This window comes from Stenotrophomonas sp. ATs4 (assembly GCF_051861585.1).
In the GTDB taxonomy this organism is placed as follows: Bacteria; Pseudomonadota; Gammaproteobacteria; order Xanthomonadales; family Xanthomonadaceae; genus Stenotrophomonas; species Stenotrophomonas maltophilia_AS.
Genome location: NZ_JBLYPK010000005.1, coordinates 150216 through 167242, shown reverse-complemented (window position 1 = coordinate 167242; position 17027 = coordinate 150216). Strand labels below are relative to the sequence as shown.

Below are 17027 nucleotides of genomic sequence, written 5' to 3'. Positions count from 1 at the left end.
CCGTGGTTAACAGCGACTTAGCCGCCCCTGTTAGCCAACGGTTAGTCACCACCGGCACACTCAGGCCCGTTCCCCTTACCTTTCCGCCGCCACCATGCTTGCCACCCTGCCCCTGCTGCTGGCCCTGGCCAGCGCCCCGACTGCCGCCGCGCCGGTGCAGGACCCGGCGCAGCAGGTCGCGCGCCGCGCGGTGCAGCAGGGGCGCTACGTGCCGCTGGAAAGCGTGGTGCGCGATGCACTCAAGCGCTACCCCGGCCAACTGCTGGAAGTAGAGCTGGACGACGGCGTCTACGAAGTGGAGATCCTGCGCGGCGACGGCGTGGTGGTGGAGCTGGACTATGATGCGCGCAGCGGAAAGCTGCTGAAGACGGAGCTGGACGACTGATGCGCATCCTGTTGGCCGAAGACGATGCTGCGCTGGCACAGCGCCTGCTGCCCCTGCTGGAACAGGCGGGCTACGTGGTGCACGCGGTTGCCGACGGGCGCGAGGCCGAGGAAATCGGCCAGATCGAAGACCTGCAGGCGGCCATCGTCGACCTCGGCCTGCCCGGGCTGGATGGACTGAGCGTGATCGAGCGCTGGCGCGGCAACGGCCGCAGCTTTCCGGTGCTGGTGCTGACCGCACGCGGGCGCTGGCACGACAAGCTTGCCGGCTTCGATGCCGGCGCCGACGACTACCTGACCAAACCGTTCCAGGCCGACGAACTGGTGCTGCGCCTGCGCGCCCTGATCCGCCGCAGCCATGGCCACGCCAGCCCACGCCTGCACTGCGGTCCGCTGCAACTGGACGTCAACGCCGGCCGTTTCGAGCTGGACGGCCAACCGCTGTCGCTCAGTCCGCAGGAGTTCCGCCTGCTCAGTTACTTCATCCACCACAGCGGCCAGGTGATCGGCCGCGATCGCCTGGGCGAACAGGTGTTCGAGGGCGGCCACGACCCGGATTCCAACGCGCTGGATGTGCTGCTCGGGCGCGTGCGCCGCAAGCTCGGCACCGACCTGATCCAGACCGTACGCGGCCAGGGTTGGCGGCTGGCGGCGCCGTGAGCCGGCAGCCCTCGCTGCGACGGCGCCTGCTGCTGGCTGGCGGCGCCGGCCTGCTGCTGGTCTCGCTGCTGGCCAGCGCACTGCTGGGCGAACTGTTCAAACGCAGCGCGCGTGACCGCCTCGACCACGAACTGCAGCAGGACATGCTGACCCTGCTGGCGCAGGCCGAAGTGGACCCGGAAGGACAGCTGCGCCTGCGCCAGGAACCCAATGACGCACGCTTCCAGCGGGTGTTTTCCGGAGCCTACTGGCAGATCGCAGGTGCCGATGGCCGCGTGCTGCTGCAGTCGCGCTCGCTGTGGGATGAAACCCTGCCAGCCACGGCCACAGGTGCGGCTACGCGCAACCTGGCCGGGCCGCTGCAGCAATCCTTGCGCGCACGTGTGCAGCAGGTGCGCCTGCCACGTGCCAGTGAACCCTTCGTGGCGGTGGTTGCCACCGACCGCAGCGCGCTGGATGCGGATGTGGCCGCATTCCGTCAGCGCACCGCCATCGCGCTCGGGGTGCTGGTTGCCGCGTGGCTGGCGGTGCTGGCCAGCCAGGTGCACTTCGGCTTGCGTCCGCTACACCGCCTCGGTGCGCAGCTGGAACGGGTACGGCGCGGCGACGCGCAGCGCATCGACACGCAGGGACTGGGGGCGGAGGTCGCGCCGCTGGGCGAAGAACTCAACGCGCTGCTGGAGCACCAGCAACGCATGGTCGCGCGTGCGCGCACCAGCGCACAGGATCTGGCGCATGCGCTGAAAACCCCGCTGAGCGTGCTGGCCACCGAAGCCGACGGCGACGGCGCGGACTGGCGGGCGACCGTGCGTGAGCAGAGTGCCCGCATGCAGGCCAGCGTCGACCGTTACCTGGCCGCCGGACTGGCCGCCGACCATCGCCAGCGCAGCGACGTGGCGACTGTCGCACAGGCGCTGTGCCGGTTGATGACGCGCGTGCACGGCGAACGTGGCATTGCGTTCACGGCGGCAAGCATCGATCCGGTGCTGCAGTTCGCCGGTGCCAGTGCGGATCTGGAAGAGATGCTGGGCAACCTGCTGGACAACGCGGGGCGGTGGGCACAACAGCAGGTCACTGTCGAAGCGCAAGCCAGCGACGGGGAGCTGCGCATCGAAGTACGTGATGACGGCCCCGGCCTGGCGGCGGAGTCGCTGTCACAGGTCACCCAGCGTGGCGTGCGGCTGGATGAGCGCGAGGGCAGCAGCGGGCTCGGGCTGGCGATTGTCGGCGATATCGCCGCCAGCTATGGCGGGCGCTTGGCGTTGGAGAATGCGCGGCCGGGGCTGCGTGCCACGTTGTGGTTGCCGGTGGCGTGAAGCGGCCAACCTAACGGTGGGTAGTGCCGGCCGCTGGCCGGCAACCACGTGGTCACCGGAAACGCCCTGCGGAAGCCGGCCAGCGGCCGGCTCTACCGCCGGTCGCCGTGCACCCGGTAGGTGTCGACCTTGGTCGACACGCATCAAGCATCAACGGTGATGCATCCACCAGCAATCAATCGCATCCAGCACGATGTGGATGATCAAACCGATGCCGAACAACCGCGTTTTCTTCGGCACGCACAACCCTGCATATACCGCAATCGCCGGCGCGGTGTGCAGCGGGTGGAAACCGATGCTGCAGCGGTTCGGTGCGTAGATCGGATCGGCCAGCAGGTGGTCCAGATCGATGATCCAGCCCAGCAGCATCAGCAACCACGCCGAGGCAAAGCGCTTGCGCCAGAACAGCCATGCCAGCAACGCTGGCACGGCGGCATGCAGGAACAGGTGGAAGATCGCGCGCGCGCTCATCAGGACCGGTAGCGCCGGGCCATGCCCGGCGTTCCCGTTTACCTCACACCAGCGGTTCGTCAGACAGGTAGGTGTAACCGGTCAGGCCGGCTTCCAGCGCCTCCGACAACTCCTGCGCGCGTTCCGGCGACAGCTGCGCCTCGGCCACGCGCTGCGCATAGGTCGCACGCAGTTCGTCCAGGCGGTAACCCACGTAATCCAGCATCACGTCGGTGGTGTCGCCACGGCGCTGCTGGGTGATGGCATAGCCATCGGCATCGGCCAGCACTTCCACCGCGTCGGTATCGCCGAACAGGTTGTGGATGTCGCCCAGGATTTCCTGGTAGGCGCCGACCATGAAGAAGCCGATGCGGTAGCTCTCGCCCGGCTTCATCTTGTGCAGCGGCAGCGAGCTGTCCAGGCTCTCGTTCTCGACATAGGTTTCCACCATGCCGTCCGAGTCGCAGGTCATGTCGGCGATGATGCCGCGACGGTCCGGGGTCTCATCCAGGCGCTCGATCGGGACGATCGGGAACACCTGGTCGATCGCCCACACGTCGGGGATCGATTCGAACACGCTGAAGTTGACGAAGTACTTGTCGACCAGGCGCTCGTTCAGTTCGTCCAGCACCGGGCGATGGCTCTTCTCGTCATAGCTCAGGCGCGCACGCACGCCGTGGGCGATGGCGTAGAACAGATCGTCGATGCGCGCACGCTGCGGCAGGTCGATCTGGCCCAGCGCATAGCTGGCCAGGCCTTCGGCGTGGAAATGCTGCGCTTCCTGGAACAGTTCCACTGCCGGGCGCACGTCCAGCTCGTCGTGGATCTCGCGCAGGTGGCGGATCGCCGCCGGTTCGTCGTCGTGCTGGTCCGGCACGCGGCCTTCCTGCGCCTCTTCCACTTCCGACACGTTGGCGATCAGCACCGCGTGGTGCGCGGTCATCGCGCGGCCGCACTCGGTGACGATGCGCGGCGGGGTCAGGCCGTGTTCTTCGCAGGCATTGGCCAGCGGCTGCACGATGTTGCTGGCGTAGGAATGCAGGCCGTAGTTGATCGAGCAGAAGCTGCGCGAACGGGTGCCTTCATAATCCACGCCCAGGCCACCACCCACGTCAACGTGGGTGATCTTCGCGCCCAGGCGCGACAGCTCCACGAAGTAGCGGGTGGCTTCGCGCATGCCGTTGGCGATGTCACGCACATTGGAGATCTGCGAACCCATGTGGAAATGCAGCAGGCTCAGGCAGTCGGCGTACTCGGTATCGCGCAGCGACTTCCACAGGTCCAGCAGCTGGCGCGGCGACAGGCCGAACTTGGCTTTGTCGCCACCGCTGTTCTGCCACTTGCCGGCGCCCAGCGAGGCCAGGCGCATGCGCACGCCCAGGCCCGGCTTCACGTCCAGCGCCTTGGACTCTTCCAGCACCAGCTTCAGTTCGGACGGCTTCTCGATGACGATGAAGGTCTGCAGGCCCAGCTTGCGGCCGATCAGGGCCAGGCGGATGTACTCGCGGTCCTTGTAACCGTTGCAGACGATCAGGCCACCCGGGCGCGACAGCGCCAGCACCGCCATCAGCTCGGGCTTGCTGCCCGCTTCCAGGCCGAAGCCTTCGCCATGGTGGCTGGCCAGGGTGCCGGCCACGCCACGGGTCTGGTTGACCTTAATCGGGTACACGGCGGTGTAGCCGCCGCTGTACTCCCAGTCCTGCTGGGCCTGGCCGAAGGCCGCCTGCAGCTTGCCCAGGCGCTGGCCGAGGATGTCCGGGAAGCGCACCAGCAGCGGCAGCTTGGCACCGGCCGCGCGCGCCGCATCGACCACCTTGGGCAGCGACACCACCGGGCCGTCCGCCCCGGTCGGTCTCACCACCATGTGCCCGGCCTGATCCACGTCGAAATAACCGTCCGCCCAATGCGGGATCGAGTAGGTCTTGCGGGCTTGGTCGAGGGACCAATCGGTCATTTCAGTCGGCCTTGTTGGCAATAAAAGGGGGGGCATGATAACGCCTATATGCCCACAGGTTCGTTATCATGCGCGCCCGCGCCCGTGACAGGTTCCAACCTGAACAGGCCGATCCGTCCGGATGTGGCATCTGTGCCACGCGGCCCCGCCCGCCAGCCCGGCTTCACCCCTCCGAACAGGACTGTTTTCAATGACTGACAGCAACAACTGGTACATCGAACACTTCGAGCGCACCGGCTCGGCCATCGGCTACCGCATCACCGGCAAGCTGGATGAGGTGCAGTCGCCGTTCCAGAAGATCGAGATCTTCCAGACCACCGACTGGGGCAACCTGATGACCATCGACGGGGCCATCATGCTGACCAGCAAGGACAACTTCTTCTACCACGAGATGATCAGCCACCCGGTGCTGTTCACCCACGCCGCGCCCAAGCGCGTGGTGATCATCGGTGGCGGCGACTGCGGCACCCTGCGCGAAGTGCTCAAGCACAAGGGCGTGGAGAGCGTGACCCAGTGCGATATCGACGAGCAGGTCACGGTGATGGCGCGCAAGCACTTCCCGGAACTGTGCGATTCCAACGACGACGCCCGCGCCGAACTGCTGTTCGACGACGGCGTGGCGTACATGGCCAACTGCCCGGCCGGCAGCGTGGACGTGGTGATCGTCGATTCGACCGATCCGGTCGGCCCGGGTGAAGGCCTGTTCAACAAGGCCTTCTACGCGAGCTGCTTCAAGGCCCTGAAGGACGACGGCATCCTGGTGCAGCAGTCCGAGTCGCCGCTGATGCAGCTGGACCTGATCAACGAAATGCGCACCGAAATGGGCAAGGCCGGTTTCGGTTCGTTCAAGACCCTGCCGTTCCCGCAGCCGTGCTACCCCACCGGCTGGTGGAGCGTGACCCTGGCGCGCAAGGGCGAAAGCAGCTTCGACTTCCGCCAGGCCGACTCGGCCGCCAAGACCTTCGAGACCCTGTACTACACCGCCGCGCTGCACACCGGCGTGCTGGTGACCCCGCCGTTCGTGCAGGCTGCACTGAAGGGTTGATTGGAAAGCGTGCCAACCAAGGTTGGCACCTACCAAAGCAAAAACCCGCGCTGGCGACAGCGCGGGTTTTTTCATGTTCCGGTAGTGCCGGCCGCTGGCCGGCAACCTCATGTAACGATCAAAGCGCCCAGATACCCGCGATCACCGCCACCACCAGGCCCCACTTGATGACCTGGTAGGCCACCACGCTGCGCTCGCGCAGTGCCTTGGCCTTCAGGCGCACCTTGTAAACGCTGCCGAAGGCCTTGTTGACGCCACCGGTCGGGTCACCCGGCAGGTTCGGCGAGGCACCGCCGGCCAGGAGCGTGGCTGCCACCGCACGATTGAACAGGCCCGGCAGGCCGAAGTGCAGCGGGCGGGCGATGTCGCAGAACAGGATCACGCGATCATCGGGCGTCTCGTTGTGTGCGTGGTGGATGTAGGTCTCATCGAACATCATCCACTCGCCATCGCGCCAGCTCTTCTTGATGCCGTCCACTTCGATGTAGCAGCCGTCATTGTTGGGCGTGGCCAGGCCCAGGTGCAGGCGCAGCGAACCGGCGAACGGGTCGCGGTGCGGACGCAGCTCGCTGCCCGACGGCAGCTGCGCGAACATCGCCGCACGCACATCCGGCAGCGACTCCAGCAACGCCGTGGTCTTCGGGCACATCGCCTTGGCCGACGGGTGCGACGGGCCGTACCACTTCAGGTAGAAGCGCTTCCAGCCACGGCGGAAGAACGAATTGAAGCCGGCATCGTTGAACGTGCTGGACGCGGCGATCGCCTGCGCATCGCGCAGCGCCAGCGCCTCGTCGCGGATCATCTGCCAGTTCTGGCGCAGCGGCTCCAGCTGCGGGAATTCCTTGGCCGGGTCCAGGAACGGCGTGGTCGGCACCTTCGAGAACATGTACATGACCACGTTGATCGGGGCCATGAAACTGGAGTGGTCCAGCAGCTGGCGCGACCAGCGCGCGCGGACCTTGCCACGGAAGTGGATGTACAGCACGCAGGCGACGAACAGCGCTGCAATGACGATTTTGATGATCAAAACACTTTCCTCCAGCCGCAGCCGGAACGGGAAACAGGGCGATGCAAGGCCGGACGGCTAGCACCCATGGGGACCGCGGCAGAGGACGGGGACGTGCCGGAGAGGGGCGGCCGCCGATGTCGCGAATGAACAGCTTATGGTCGGCAGGCCGTGCGTCGGGGTCAAGCTGGACGTGCGTGGCGTTCAGCGGGCCGCGGATGAACGAAGCGATGTAAGTCGCAACCCCTTGATTCTGAAAGAACCGTCGATAAAGTGAGACGTAATTGTCCGATTAGACGTGACGAACTGTTCCAGCCACGACCCCGACATTTCTCCGACAAATCGTGGAATAGCGAACTGGCGAGTACTAAAATTAACGAAAACTTAGTAACTCCCTGTAACACCGGTTCGCTTGACGCTTTGCGCCACCCACCGGGTCGTCCGAGACCCCGACATGTATCTTCCTGCTCTGCCCCCCTCCTCCTGCGGCGACGACGCCGCCACCCCGCTGCTGCTCAAGCGCGGCGAACGCTTCCTGGCCCCCGACGTCTATCGCACCTGCCTGGACGGGCGCGAGGCGGTCATCAAGGACTATTCCCGCTACCGCGGCACTCCCGTTTCACTGATCGCGCGGCTGATGGTGCGCCGTGAAGCACGCATGCTGCAGCGCCTGGGCGGTTGGAAGCATGCCCCCGCGCTGCTCGGCACCCTCGGTGGCCTGGCACTGGGCATGGAATTCATTCCCGGCCAGACCCTCAGCACCGCGCAGGCCGTCGGCAATGAAGTGTTCGAGCAGCTGCAGCACGCCCTCAGCCGCCTGCATGCCGCCGGCATCACCCACAACGACCTGCATGGCACCAACGTGGTGGTCAGCGGCGGCGTACCGGTGCTACTGGACTTCACCTCGGCCTGGCGCGTACCCCGCTGGCTGCGCCGCGGCCCACTGAGCCGGCAGATGCGCCGCAGCGACATGAAGAACCTGCTGAAGATCCGCCAGCGCGTGACCGGCCAGGCACCGAGCGCCGCGCAGGCCGCACTGGTGGCCGACCCCGGCTGGGTTGCTGCCGTGCGGCAGGGCTGGAAGCGGTTCTACAAGTGGGCCAAGCGCCGGTAAATGCTTTGCTTTGGTAGGGGTCGAGCTTGCTCGACCGCTCTTCTGTAGAGCCGGCATCGGCCCGGCTCTACAACATGCCGCCGAACGGGTTACAACGCGTCCGCGTCCAGTTCGCCGGTACGAATACGCACCACGCTGCCCAGGTCGTACACGAACACCTTGCCGTCACCAATCTTCCCGGTGCCGGCGGCCTTCACGATGGCCTCAACCACCACCTCCACCTGGTCGTCGGTCACCGCCACTTCCAGCTTCACCTTCGGCAGGAAATCGACCACATACTCCGCGCCGCGGTACAGCTCGGTATGGCCCTTCTGGCGACCAAAGCCCTTCACTTCCGTCACCGTGATGCCGGTAACCCCACGCTCGGCCAGCGCTTCGCGCACGTCGTCGAGCTTGAACGGCTTGATCACCGCCATGACCATCTTCATCGTCTATCTCCTGTCTTCCGGCGTGGAGGATAGCGCCTGAACACGGCCCGTGCGAAGCCGCTGCAGCCTGTCCGGGCACTGGGTGCCAGCAGTATCCTTGTGCCCGAACGGCCTGCCCGCGCCGGATGCACGGGCCCACCCCCACGGAGCACCCCATGATCGACCTCAACCACATCGATGACCTTGCCCGCCGCTTGAGCGACCTGGTGCCGCCGGGCCTGCGCGAATCGCGCGAGGAACTGCAGGCCACCTTCAAGAGCGCGCTGCAGGCCAGCCTGGCCAAGCTGGACCTGGTCACCCGCGAGGAGTTCGAAGTGCAGCGCGCCGTGCTGCTGAAGACCCGCGAAAAGCTGGACGCGCTGGAAACCGCCGTGCGCGAGCTGGAAGGGCGCGGCGCCGCAGAATGAAAAAAGGAGGCGCACTGCGCCTCCCACTACAGAGTATTTCCCGGATGGGGCCTTGCAGCAAGGCCCACCGGGCGCCCTAGACTCGCCGGCCTGTCGATCCGGCAGGACACGCAGGGGCAGTGCCGATGGCGCAGGACACCGAATGGACACCGGTTTCGCATCACACCTGCGACCAGGTCGCCGGGCCGTTCTATCACGGCACCCGCGCTGACCTTGCGGTGGGCGAACTGCTGAGCGCGGGCTTCCACTCCAACTATCGCGACAGTGTGGTGATGAACCACATCTACTTCACCACGATTGCCAAGGGCGCCGGGTTGGCTGCGGAGATGGCCAAGGGTGAAGGGCGACCGCGCGTGTATGTGGTGAAGCCGACCGGGCCGTTTGAAGACGACCCGAATGTCACCAACAAGAAGTTTCCCGGGAACCCGACGCGGTCGTATCGGAGTGCGCAGCCGTTGCGGGTAGTTGGGGAGATTGTGGAGTGGGAGCTCTATGACGCGGAGTTCGTTCGGCAGTTGAAGGCGTTTGTTGCTTCGGGGAGCGGGGAGATCATCAATTGATGTCCTCCAGGCGCGGAGCGTTGCGCTCTTCTTCCTCGGCATCGTAGATGTCCAGCCCGAGCTCAATGCCGCGCTCCCCCAGGGCGAGCAGAACGCGGGGCGAAAGCGAGACACCATCGTTGCTGCTGCCCATGAAGAGACCGCAGAAAAGGTCAGGCCGGAAGCGTGCCAATGACTGCCATACCGCGAGATCGTCGGTGAGTTGATCGAGGATCTCGAAGATCTGCGCTTCCAGATCTTCAGGCTCACGCCGAGCCGCACTGAGTCGCCAGCTTCCGAACCTGGCGATACGCACGGCGCCTGAGTGGCTGCCTTTGAATTCCTGGCCCTTGTGATGTGAAGCGGTCGGAGTCACCCCGAGCAAGGCACTGACTTCTTCGGGCAGGAGGTCGTCCCCGAAGAATCGGAGGGTCACCAGGGAATGATCGAATGCTGCCATGGGAATCCAGTTGTCCTTTCGAAATCACTTCCAATCCATACGCCTCATCGACGTCAGGTCCGCTGCCGGCCGCCAGCGGACGCTCAATTCTAGAGTTGAGCCGCACCGCGAAGCGAGTTCGGCTTTAATGAACTGTTAGGCCTCATCCGACTTGCCGGAATCGCGGCGAAACGCCGTAACCACCCAGCCGGCTCCAAACAGAATTAACGTTGGGCCGATGCCGATAGTCATTAAGCTACCGATGTATTAGGGCTGTCGATCGACAAAATTGTTGTAAAGAACCCAGAGAACAACGGCCAAGCCAGTAAAGGCACAGAGTAGACCGAATAAGGCCTGTGGTACGCCCATGAGCACGGCTAGAGTGCGTCCTGCTCAACTTGGGATGGGGTGGGCGCGAATTCTACTAGCAAGATCAAGCCAATAAAGAATCGAGGACAACAGGCCGGCTACAAGAGAAAGAAAGAAAAACGCGTTGTGGGTGAGGCCCAGAAACTGTATCGAAAGCGGCATGGCAGCGAGTGACACCCCAAGTTTCAACTCGATCCTTCTCATAGGGACTAATGCAAGAATTGAGCCGCATTGCGAAGCGACGTCGACTTGAACGAATTGTTGGAGGGCAAGCTACAGCGCATCTTTACACAGTGCTTTTAGCAAGTTTGGAGATATCGAGCCGCGAATATTCTTGTTGGCCGAGAGATAGCCAATTACTTTTCCGCCCTTGATGATCATGGGCGGACTGGATGAGAACTCGTTAAATGGGGAGTCGGAGTTGAACTTGTTTCCGAAGGTTGAGAACTCATTCCAGATCGATTCGCTACTGAACTCGTTCCCGTAGGTTCCAAACTCATTAAAAATTGAGTCGGTATCGAAGCTGTTAGTGATCTTGCCCAACACCGAGTTGCCTGAGTCCTGAGCGACAATTATGGCGCTATTGAGGATGCTACAAGCATCCTGAGCGTGCGCTGGCCGGAGCCAAAATAGCGTAACGATCAGAAAAATAAAACTGAGTACCCGACTACCCATCATTGCCCCTGACTGCCTAATATACGGACCCGTGGGTCCGGTTATACGACTTACCCACAATGCACCGTCTGGCAGGCCGTCCCCTTGGTACAGCTCGATCTTAGGGCGGCTGGGTCCGACTAACAAGCCGCGTATAACCAGAGCCAGCAGTAGGCTCAGTGACTACCGCAAGCTCGCCCCGGCAGAAGTGCAGATGTCCGCTTGGGGTTGAAAGCGGACGCTAGCATTCTGATCGCGACATCGGGAACCCGCGGGTCTTCTAGCGGCCAGAAGCAGACGCTCGCAATACTTCAACCACGCTCAACCGCGAATCTGCTTGGCCTAGAACTAAGTATCGGGTCGGCCCTACTTGAACATTTCCAACAGATCCCTGTCTTCATGCCGCAGCTCCCACGTGGAGAGAAAACAGAAGCTCACACCACCTTGCATGGCAGCCCTCTGAAATCCGACCAATTCGTCCTTCGTGACCGGATACTCAACCGGATCAAAGTGCAGAAGCCCCCACGGCTTGACGAAAGAGAACCCAGGCAGGAGTTCCGAGAAGATCGCCTTGAACTGGGGCTGGAGAACAGAGAAATCCTTGATCGGCCCCCCGCGATTGCCAAGGGCATGACACTGGCGACGGATGGTCCTGTCTCCACCCACCACGCGCGCGATGAAGTGGTCCTGGTGCACTTGAACGTAGATCAGCTGACGACGAAAGATCTTCATCCCCATCTCAAAGCCACGCGCTCAACAGCCATCCATGCAACTGCATGCCTATCCATCAATGCACAGCCTGCGCCTTCAGCGCGCTTGAACCCCGGCGCAGCAGATACAGCGCAACCAGGAACGGCCAGAGCGAGTTGATCGACGAGAACAGGCGCTGGGTCAGCCCTCTGAAGCCGTCCGGGTCCACGCCCACCACGTTCAACCAGAGATAGACGATGCCCCCGATGCTCACCACAGCGGTCACGGCGTACGCCCGTCGGTTGGCAGACCATGCGCTCAATTCGATGTGCGACATCGCCGGTGCAATGATGTTTGCGATACCGATGGTATAGAAGCCGTGCATCGGATGGCCCATGGGCCAGAGCCCATTGGTCAGCATGGAGATGCCAAAGATCATCCAGCAGATCGCGCCTAGGGCAATGCGGCGGCCGGACTCCCGCCATACCCCGATGGAGAACGCCACGAAGCCCACACCAGAGCCGATGGCGGCGATCCTGCCGCAGATGCTTGCAAGCGTTGGTGCCTGAAGCAGCTCACTGGCGTGCTGTGCAACCGGGTTGTAGCCCGGCGCGAACAGGGTGGCAACGCTGGTCCAGAACAGGAACCACGGAAGCGGGACCAGACCCGCGCAGAGAAGCAGTCGGCTGCGGCGTGACACGTACAGTGGTCCTTGCTTGGCCTGCGCCAGTGGGTGGAATCCAGTCGAACGCTGCAGAACCTTCCTACTGCGGGCAGGACGATCTTGAGTGACTACAGCAGTAGTCAGATTGCGCGCGGCACTCGGTAGGTTCAATAGGCAAGAAGTCATTTAAACCCTCTAGCGGGTGTCGCAGCGGTTCGGTTGCATGAGCGATCACACATGTCCGATGGGCGAGTGCTGTCGCATTTGCCGCGCCTTACATCTCTGACGGAAGGTTCTGACGACTCCGTCCCAGAAGTGCCGCTGCGCCTAGCACGCCAAGGCTCTCGCCTCTTCCGGTGCTATGCGACAATGCCAAAAGCGTCTCGGGTTTTGGCGGCATTGACCCCTACCCGTTGGCATTCCGAACAACAGCAGGTAATCGTTACTACGCCACCGTGCATCGGTGGTCGGGACTCGAAAGCCCGTTTTGTTGGGAAGTAGTTTGCGCTTGCCAGCCGGCACCACCGCACGTGGTGCCGGCTGGCAATCCGTCTGCCGGCTATGGCGGGCGGGGCGTGGGGGTCTTGTACCCGCCGGTTCCCAACATCCGGTTTTCGAGCCACGCCCTGTCCGCCACCTTTATCGGTGGCGGCTTCTGCCTGCATGCACGGAGCCCGCCATGACCACGCCGCACTCCCCGCCCCCGCGCTCGATCCAGGAAGCGCCCTCGGCCGCTCCGGCCCCGGACCCCAACAGCCTCATCGCCATCCTGCACGCCATCGGCGCGGGCGCTGCGGCCGACGGCCAGCCCTGGCCCGAGCGGCACCATCTACGCAGCCGGCAGATGGCGTTATCCGACGCAGACTGCGCGCTCACCGGCCAACGCATCGTGCAGGAGATCCTGCTGGCGGCCGAACGCACGCGCCAGAACGGCGAGTCCGAGCAGTACGTGGGCGACCGGGTGATGGAGGGGCTGGTGATGGCCGATCTCGCGCTGACCGCCTTCATCCATGAGCGGGTGCGCCCCAAGGACTGAGCGCGCTTATGGCGTGGAGCTTTCTACCTATGCACGGGGTGACGAATGAAGAAGCACGGCCTTGCCGCTGCGGCGGTTTGCATCGTGGTGATCGGCGCGATATGGGTGGAGTGGCCCGAGCCTGCGGGCGATCAGGTATGGGCCTACCAGAAGCTGCAGCCGGCCGATTACCGATTGCTGCACAGTGATGCACTCGGATTCGTGACCGCGAAGGCACACGAGGGTTTTGCACTGCACACACGCTATGCCGGGGTGACGTCCTTCGAGATCCGCTGCAAGGGGGTTCTGGTGATGGACGTAGAGAATGCACCCTCGCGCGTGCTGATCCGCATGCCTGCCGATGCCCACTGGCGGGCACCGGATATCGAACGGCTGCGTCTCAGTTTCGAGCGGTGGCTGGATCTCCACCAGAGCCAGGGGCGGTTGCTGGTGGAGAATGCGGGGCCATCGTGGGTTGAGGCGCGGCTTGGGCGCGTTTACAGGTCGGTGTCTGATGAGCAGCGGTGTGTGTTCAAGGACCCAGGCCGCCCTTGGTCGGAACCTTCCTCGTTGCTTCGTCCACCCAGCGGACGCCTGCAGGCAGTCGAACGAATCGCATCACCCTCTTCTGCGTTGCTCCGAACTTTCCCAAGTAGCCCACATCTATGGAGGGCTCCTTCAAACGGATTCTTGAACGAAGTCGTGCGCGTGACAGGCACACCCGGTTTTCAAGGACACTGTCTGATCGAACAAATTCTGTTCGATCAAGGCCAACTACTGAAGCCGCTTGCCAGTCAAGTTTTCCAGGCGTTGGCCCGCGCTCCCGCGATGCTCATTGCCGGGACTGCCACGGTACTACCGCTCTGTTCTGCAAGGTCATACACCACCAATGCCTCGTCTTCAGTTCCGGCGCTGCATCTGAGCGCACCACTGTTGTCCCAGGCTGCAGACTCTCCCGCCATCTCGAATCCATCGGCATGGCCCACGCCGTTGCATACCAACACAATCATCCCAAGCTCCAGCGCGACTGTCGCGTAATGGCGGTGAGCGCGCTCCATACCGATCATGTTCTTTGCAACACTGGCAACGTAGACCGTTGCTCCCACGTCCTTGGCCCGCAATGCACTTTCCATCTGTAGCGATTCGAAGCAGATGGCGGGGACCAGAATTTCGTCTCCAAGGGTTACTGACAGGGGCGTGGTTCCTGCCTTGAAATAAGGCAGTTCGTCGGCGTGCAGCATCTGCTTGGTGTAGACAGCCAGTGCCTGACCGCTGCGGAAGACGAACATGCCGATCTCCGGACCATCTTTGCCGCGATATGGCCCGCCGACTGCGACCAGAATCTGGTGCCGATCGCTCAGAGACTGGAATACCTCCAGACGTGCATCATCTGCCGTCATTGCCAGCTGTTCGGCCAACCGCGGCTCATAGCCGGTGAGCGACATCTCTGGAAAGAAGACCGCTGCACCGCCACATGAGGCGGCCAGTTCAATGAAGTGCACGTGCCGTTCGATATTGCCAACGATGTCGCCAGGGGCTGATCGCATCTGTGCTGCAACAATCTTCATTCCATCCTCTCTACTCAGACGCAGGCCGAAGCAAGAACCGCTTCGTACGCTGATTATGCAACCGCCCGTTGGGTGTATCCATCGGGGATCGAGGCGCGATCCTGGCGCTTCAACGAAGGGACTCCTGATGCGCAGCGATATCTGTTCAGGGAAAAGGATCGCCCTTGACCGGAATCCCCCTAGCCGTCTCACCCGCAATGCCCGATGGCGCCCTGCGGAACGCCTGCCGCACCATCGAGCATCCCTCTGCAGGAAACCACACATGAGCCTGGCGCTGGTCCACAGCCGCGCCCGCGCCGGGGTCGATGCCCCGCTGGTGCGGGTGGAAGTGCATCTCTCCGGCGGCCTGCCTGTCACTCAGATCGTGGGCCTGGCCGAAACCAGCGTGCGCGAATCGCGCGAGCGCGTGCGGGCCGCCCTGCTCTGCGCGCGTTTCGACTTTCCACAGCGGCGCATCACCCTGAATCTGGCGCCTGCCGATCTGCCCAAGGAAGGCGGACGCTACGACCTCGCCATCGCGCTTGGCATTCTCGCGGCCAGCGGCCAGGTCGATCCGCAGTCGCTGCTTCAATACGAGTTTCTGGGCGAACTTGGCCTGACCGGTGAACTGCGGCCGGTGGCGGGTGCACTACCCGCCGCGATTGCAGCCGCCGAAGCCGGGCGCATTCTGGTGGTACCGCCAGGGAATGCCGCAGAGGCAGCTTTGGCCGAGCACGCCGATGTGCGTGTAGCGCGCACGCTGCTGGAGTGCTGCGCCGGGCTGGGCAATCCGCGCCTGTTGCCGCCCGTGGAGCGCGTAGACACGACGCCGTTGCCACTGCCCGATCTGGCCGACGTTCGCGGGCAGGCGCACGCACGGCGCGCATTGGAAGTGGCCGCCGCCGGTGGGCACCATCTGTTGTTGATCGGCAGTCCTGGCTGCGGCAAGACGCTGTTGGCCTCGCGCCTACCCAGCTTGTTGCCGGATACCGAAGAGACTGAGGCGCTGCAGCTGGCCGCGATTGCATCGGTGAGTGGCGAAGGGTTGGACCCACGACGCTGGCGGCAGCGACCCTTTCGGGCACCGCATCACAGCGCGAGTGCAGCCGCGCTGGTGGGCGGCGGCTGTCAATTACAGCTAACCTAGCGACAGTACAGCTAACGGCGCTACCGCTCGCAAACCCCGTCAGCTAAGAGTTCGCGGTCAATTCTGGACCTTCCTACCTGCAACGGTTCGTTTCGGCGTTCCTAGTTCTTGATCTGGATGGCGGCAACCCGAATGTCTGAAACCGTCTCGTCGTACCGTTCGACGAACGTGGCAAACTTCTCTCGATCCAGTTCATAGCTGTGAGCCCAGCGCTCCAATCCCTGGCTGAGGGCGTTGATCAGGCCGATGAACTCGAAATAGAAGATGCTTCCGGTATCAGGCAGTTTGACTTGCGACTGACCTACGCGGAACGAGACACAGCGGACATTTCTCTGCCGGACTTTGCTCGAATTGATGTTGGACATATGGAGCAGTCCATTCCGCAGCTCCCACAGCTCTTCGGCAGTGATCCCTAGCGGCACTAGATCAACGTACTCATTCAGCCAACGCACGAAGGACGGCGGTTCACGGAGGTCGCCGAACTCCACGTAGGCCAAGCTGTCGATACAGCTCAACAAGAGCTTCATCGACGACACGAACAGCCCGCCGTTGTAAGTCAGCTTGATCGCAATGAAGTAGTCGTCGTGAATCAAGTCCGTGAATCGAAAGCCATCCTGGGTCGAGTACTTCCTGAGCCAGTCAACCATTAGACCGTGCTCACCGGCAGCTGCCGCAGCATTGTCAACATCGAACTGACCGCTGACAGCAGCGTGATTGAACTTGACTTGGCGATTCACGACAGGGGTGATCAACGCCAGAGCGCCCTCAGTTGCACCAGCATGCGCCATCGCTTCAGCGAGGAGCTCGCGCTCACTGCCCAGTCGACAGCTGGCATTGAACTCGTGCCTGGTAAACGAGGTGGACAGCTTCACTTTGGTAGCGCGCTGGAGGTCACCCTTCAGGTGCTTTTGCAGAAAGCGCCCTCCTTCCTCGTCATCGCCAGTGAGCTCGTACGTGACGTAGCCGACGCGCTCACAACGATCAGCGGGGTCAAAGTACAGATAGAAGTTGTAGATAGTTTCCATGGAACCAGCCTCCTTTGGATCTTCTGTTCATTCGATGCACCCACGCGAAGCGTCAATTTGCCGACGTTGCGTCAAAAACTTGAACCTTACTGCGGTCCTGCAATTAATGATGCTACTGCGTTAAGGTGGCCGACAGTGCGCACTAAAGCCAGTAGAAATGCAGTTTCTAAGATT

The 17027-nt window shown here is 63.0% G+C and carries 18 protein-coding genes and 2 pseudogenes; 10 read left to right on the top strand and 10 right to left on the bottom strand.

Annotated elements, in window-relative coordinates; all coding sequences use genetic code 11:
• Nucleotides 1-94 precede the first annotated feature (94 nt).
• From ABR323_RS10705 to ABR323_RS10695, 3 genes are read left to right on the top strand one after another with little or no spacing between them, the layout of a single operon-like run.
• Nucleotides 95-385 (top strand): PepSY domain-containing protein, encoded by a 291-nt coding sequence (locus ABR323_RS10705; protein ID WP_439449284.1) that lies wholly within the window; start codon nt 95-97, stop codon nt 383-385.
• On the top strand, nt 385-1044 hold the full coding sequence (locus ABR323_RS10700; RefSeq protein ID WP_439449283.1) for a response regulator transcription factor: 660 nt from the start codon (nt 385-387) through the stop codon (nt 1042-1044). The genes ABR323_RS10705 and ABR323_RS10700 overlap by 1 nt, the downstream gene beginning before the upstream one ends.
• Complete coding sequence (locus tag ABR323_RS10695) at nt 1041-2360, top strand: sensor histidine kinase (RefSeq protein ID WP_439449282.1); 1320 nt, start codon at nt 1041-1043, stop codon at nt 2358-2360. Before ABR323_RS10700 ends, ABR323_RS10695 begins: the two co-directional genes overlap by 4 nt.
• Before the next feature lie 150 nt (nt 2361-2510).
• On the opposite strand, the gene ABR323_RS10690 is transcribed toward ABR323_RS10695, so the two are convergent.
• Together ABR323_RS10690 and speA are read right to left on the bottom strand one after the other, a co-directional pair.
• Nucleotides 2511-2831 (bottom strand): DUF6122 family protein, encoded by a 321-nt coding sequence (locus ABR323_RS10690; RefSeq protein WP_005411369.1) that lies wholly within the window; start codon nt 2829-2831, stop codon nt 2511-2513.
• A 43-nt stretch (nt 2832-2874) separates the two neighbouring features.
• On the bottom strand, nt 2875-4764 hold the full coding sequence (gene speA, locus ABR323_RS10685; RefSeq protein WP_135275407.1) for an arginine decarboxylase: 1890 nt from the start codon (nt 4762-4764) through the stop codon (nt 2875-2877).
• Between the two features lie 190 nt (nt 4765-4954).
• Here speA and speE point away from each other — a divergent pair, with 190 nt between their 5' ends.
• Complete coding sequence (speE, locus tag ABR323_RS10680; RefSeq protein ID WP_135275408.1) at nt 4955-5809, top strand: polyamine aminopropyltransferase; 855 nt, start codon at nt 4955-4957, stop codon at nt 5807-5809.
• Nucleotides 5810-5927: 118 nt separating this feature from the next.
• On the opposite strand, the gene ABR323_RS10675 is transcribed toward speE, so the two are convergent.
• Complete coding sequence (locus tag ABR323_RS10675) at nt 5928-6833, bottom strand: aspartyl/asparaginyl beta-hydroxylase domain-containing protein (RefSeq protein ID WP_167796846.1); 906 nt, start codon at nt 6831-6833, stop codon at nt 5928-5930.
• 436 nt (nt 6834-7269) lie between these two features.
• Here ABR323_RS10675 and ABR323_RS10670 point away from each other — a divergent pair, with 436 nt between their 5' ends.
• Nucleotides 7270-7929, top strand: coding sequence for an RIO1 family regulatory kinase/ATPase domain-containing protein (locus ABR323_RS10670; RefSeq protein ID WP_295380051.1), 660 nt, complete (start codon nt 7270-7272; stop codon nt 7927-7929).
• A gap of 89 nt (nt 7930-8018) precedes the next feature.
• Here ABR323_RS10670 and ABR323_RS10665 read toward each other — a convergent pair whose 3' ends face one another.
• Nucleotides 8019-8357 (bottom strand): P-II family nitrogen regulator, encoded by a 339-nt coding sequence (locus ABR323_RS10665; protein ID WP_032977217.1) that lies wholly within the window; start codon nt 8355-8357, stop codon nt 8019-8021.
• Nucleotides 8358-8512: 155 nt separating this feature from the next.
• Here ABR323_RS10665 and ubiK point away from each other — a divergent pair, with 155 nt between their 5' ends.
• Together ubiK and arr are read left to right on the top strand one after the other, a co-directional pair.
• Nucleotides 8513-8764 carry a ubiquinone biosynthesis accessory factor UbiK gene (ubiK, locus tag ABR323_RS10660; protein ID WP_439449281.1) on the top strand — a complete coding sequence of 84 codons (252 nt, stop codon included), beginning with the start codon at nt 8513-8515 and terminating at the stop codon, nt 8762-8764.
• A 125-nt stretch (nt 8765-8889) separates the two neighbouring features.
• Nucleotides 8890-9324 (top strand): NAD(+)--rifampin ADP-ribosyltransferase, encoded by a 435-nt coding sequence (gene arr, locus ABR323_RS10655; protein WP_439449280.1) that lies wholly within the window; start codon nt 8890-8892, stop codon nt 9322-9324.
• Here the strand turns inward: arr and ABR323_RS10650 are convergent.
• The 4 genes from ABR323_RS10650 to ABR323_RS10635 form a co-directional block, all read right to left on the bottom strand.
• The gene (locus tag ABR323_RS10650; protein WP_439449279.1) at nt 9317-9763 is read right to left on the bottom strand and encodes a DUF4279 domain-containing protein; all 447 of its coding nucleotides are present in this window, start codon (nt 9761-9763) and stop codon (nt 9317-9319) included. The genes arr and ABR323_RS10650 overlap by 8 nt on opposite strands.
• Before the next feature lie 621 nt (nt 9764-10384).
• On the bottom strand, nt 10385-10657 hold the full coding sequence (locus tag ABR323_RS10645) for a hypothetical protein (RefSeq protein ID WP_439449278.1): 273 nt from the start codon (nt 10655-10657) through the stop codon (nt 10385-10387).
• Between the two features lie 474 nt (nt 10658-11131).
• On the bottom strand, nt 11132-11497 hold the full coding sequence (locus ABR323_RS10640) for a hypothetical protein (protein WP_439449277.1): 366 nt from the start codon (nt 11495-11497) through the stop codon (nt 11132-11134).
• 55 nt (nt 11498-11552) lie between these two features.
• Nucleotides 11553-12155 carry a DUF998 domain-containing protein gene (locus ABR323_RS10635; protein ID WP_439449276.1) on the bottom strand — a complete coding sequence of 201 codons (603 nt, stop codon included), beginning with the start codon at nt 12153-12155 and terminating at the stop codon, nt 11553-11555.
• A 643-nt stretch (nt 12156-12798) separates the two neighbouring features.
• Between ABR323_RS10635 and ABR323_RS10630 the strand changes: the two genes are divergently transcribed.
• Nucleotides 12799-13155 (top strand): hypothetical protein, encoded by a 357-nt coding sequence (locus ABR323_RS10630; protein ID WP_439449275.1) that lies wholly within the window; start codon nt 12799-12801, stop codon nt 13153-13155.
• 45 nt (nt 13156-13200) lie between these two features.
• Nucleotides 13201-13683: pseudogene (locus ABR323_RS10625) on the top strand (cold-shock protein); the annotation flags it as partial.
• 245 nt (nt 13684-13928) lie between these two features.
• Here the strand turns inward: ABR323_RS10625 and ABR323_RS10620 are convergent.
• Entirely contained in the window at nt 13929-14702 is a 774-nt protein-coding gene (locus tag ABR323_RS10620; protein WP_439449274.1) for a carbon-nitrogen hydrolase family protein, read from the bottom strand.
• Between the two features lie 262 nt (nt 14703-14964).
• On the opposite strand from ABR323_RS10620, the pseudogene ABR323_RS10615 reads away from it, so the two are divergent.
• A pseudogene (locus ABR323_RS10615) lies at nt 14965-15807 on the top strand (magnesium chelatase domain-containing protein); the annotation flags it as partial.
• Between the two features lie 122 nt (nt 15808-15929).
• On the opposite strand, the gene ABR323_RS10610 reads toward ABR323_RS10615, so the two are convergent.
• Nucleotides 15930-16853 carry a hypothetical protein gene (locus tag ABR323_RS10610; protein ID WP_439449273.1) on the bottom strand — a complete coding sequence of 308 codons (924 nt, stop codon included), beginning with the start codon at nt 16851-16853 and terminating at the stop codon, nt 15930-15932.
• Nucleotides 16854-17027: the final 174 nt, after the last annotated feature.

Coding starts and splice junctions, on each gene's coding strand:
- ABR323_RS10705 (WP_439449284.1), top strand. CDS start 95: ATGCTTGCCACCCTGCCCCTGCTGCTGGCCCTGGCCAGCGCCCCGACT.
- ABR323_RS10700 (WP_439449283.1), top strand. CDS start 385: ATGCGCATCCTGTTGGCCGAAGACGATGCTGCGCTGGCACAGCGCCTG.
- ABR323_RS10690 (WP_005411369.1), bottom strand. CDS start 2,831: ATGAGCGCGCGCGCGATCTTCCACCTGTTCCTGCATGCCGCCGTGCCA.
- speA (WP_135275407.1), bottom strand. CDS start 4,764: ATGACCGATTGGTCCCTCGACCAAGCCCGCAAGACCTACTCGATCCCG.
- speE (WP_135275408.1), top strand. CDS start 4,955: ATGACTGACAGCAACAACTGGTACATCGAACACTTCGAGCGCACCGGC.
- ABR323_RS10670 (WP_295380051.1), top strand. CDS start 7,270: ATGTATCTTCCTGCTCTGCCCCCCTCCTCCTGCGGCGACGACGCCGCC.
- ABR323_RS10665 (WP_032977217.1), bottom strand. CDS start 8,357: ATGAAGATGGTCATGGCGGTGATCAAGCCGTTCAAGCTCGACGACGTG.
- ubiK (WP_439449281.1), top strand. CDS start 8,513: ATGATCGACCTCAACCACATCGATGACCTTGCCCGCCGCTTGAGCGAC.
- arr (WP_439449280.1), top strand. CDS start 8,890: ATGGCGCAGGACACCGAATGGACACCGGTTTCGCATCACACCTGCGAC.
- ABR323_RS10650 (WP_439449279.1), bottom strand. CDS start 9,763: ATGGCAGCATTCGATCATTCCCTGGTGACCCTCCGATTCTTCGGGGAC.
- ABR323_RS10640 (WP_439449277.1), bottom strand. CDS start 11,497: ATGAAGATCTTTCGTCGTCAGCTGATCTACGTTCAAGTGCACCAGGAC.
- ABR323_RS10630 (WP_439449275.1), top strand. CDS start 12,799: ATGACCACGCCGCACTCCCCGCCCCCGCGCTCGATCCAGGAAGCGCCC.
- ABR323_RS10620 (WP_439449274.1), bottom strand. CDS start 14,702: ATGAAGATTGTTGCAGCACAGATGCGATCAGCCCCTGGCGACATCGTT.
- ABR323_RS10610 (WP_439449273.1), bottom strand. CDS start 16,853: ATGGAAACTATCTACAACTTCTATCTGTACTTTGACCCCGCTGATCGT.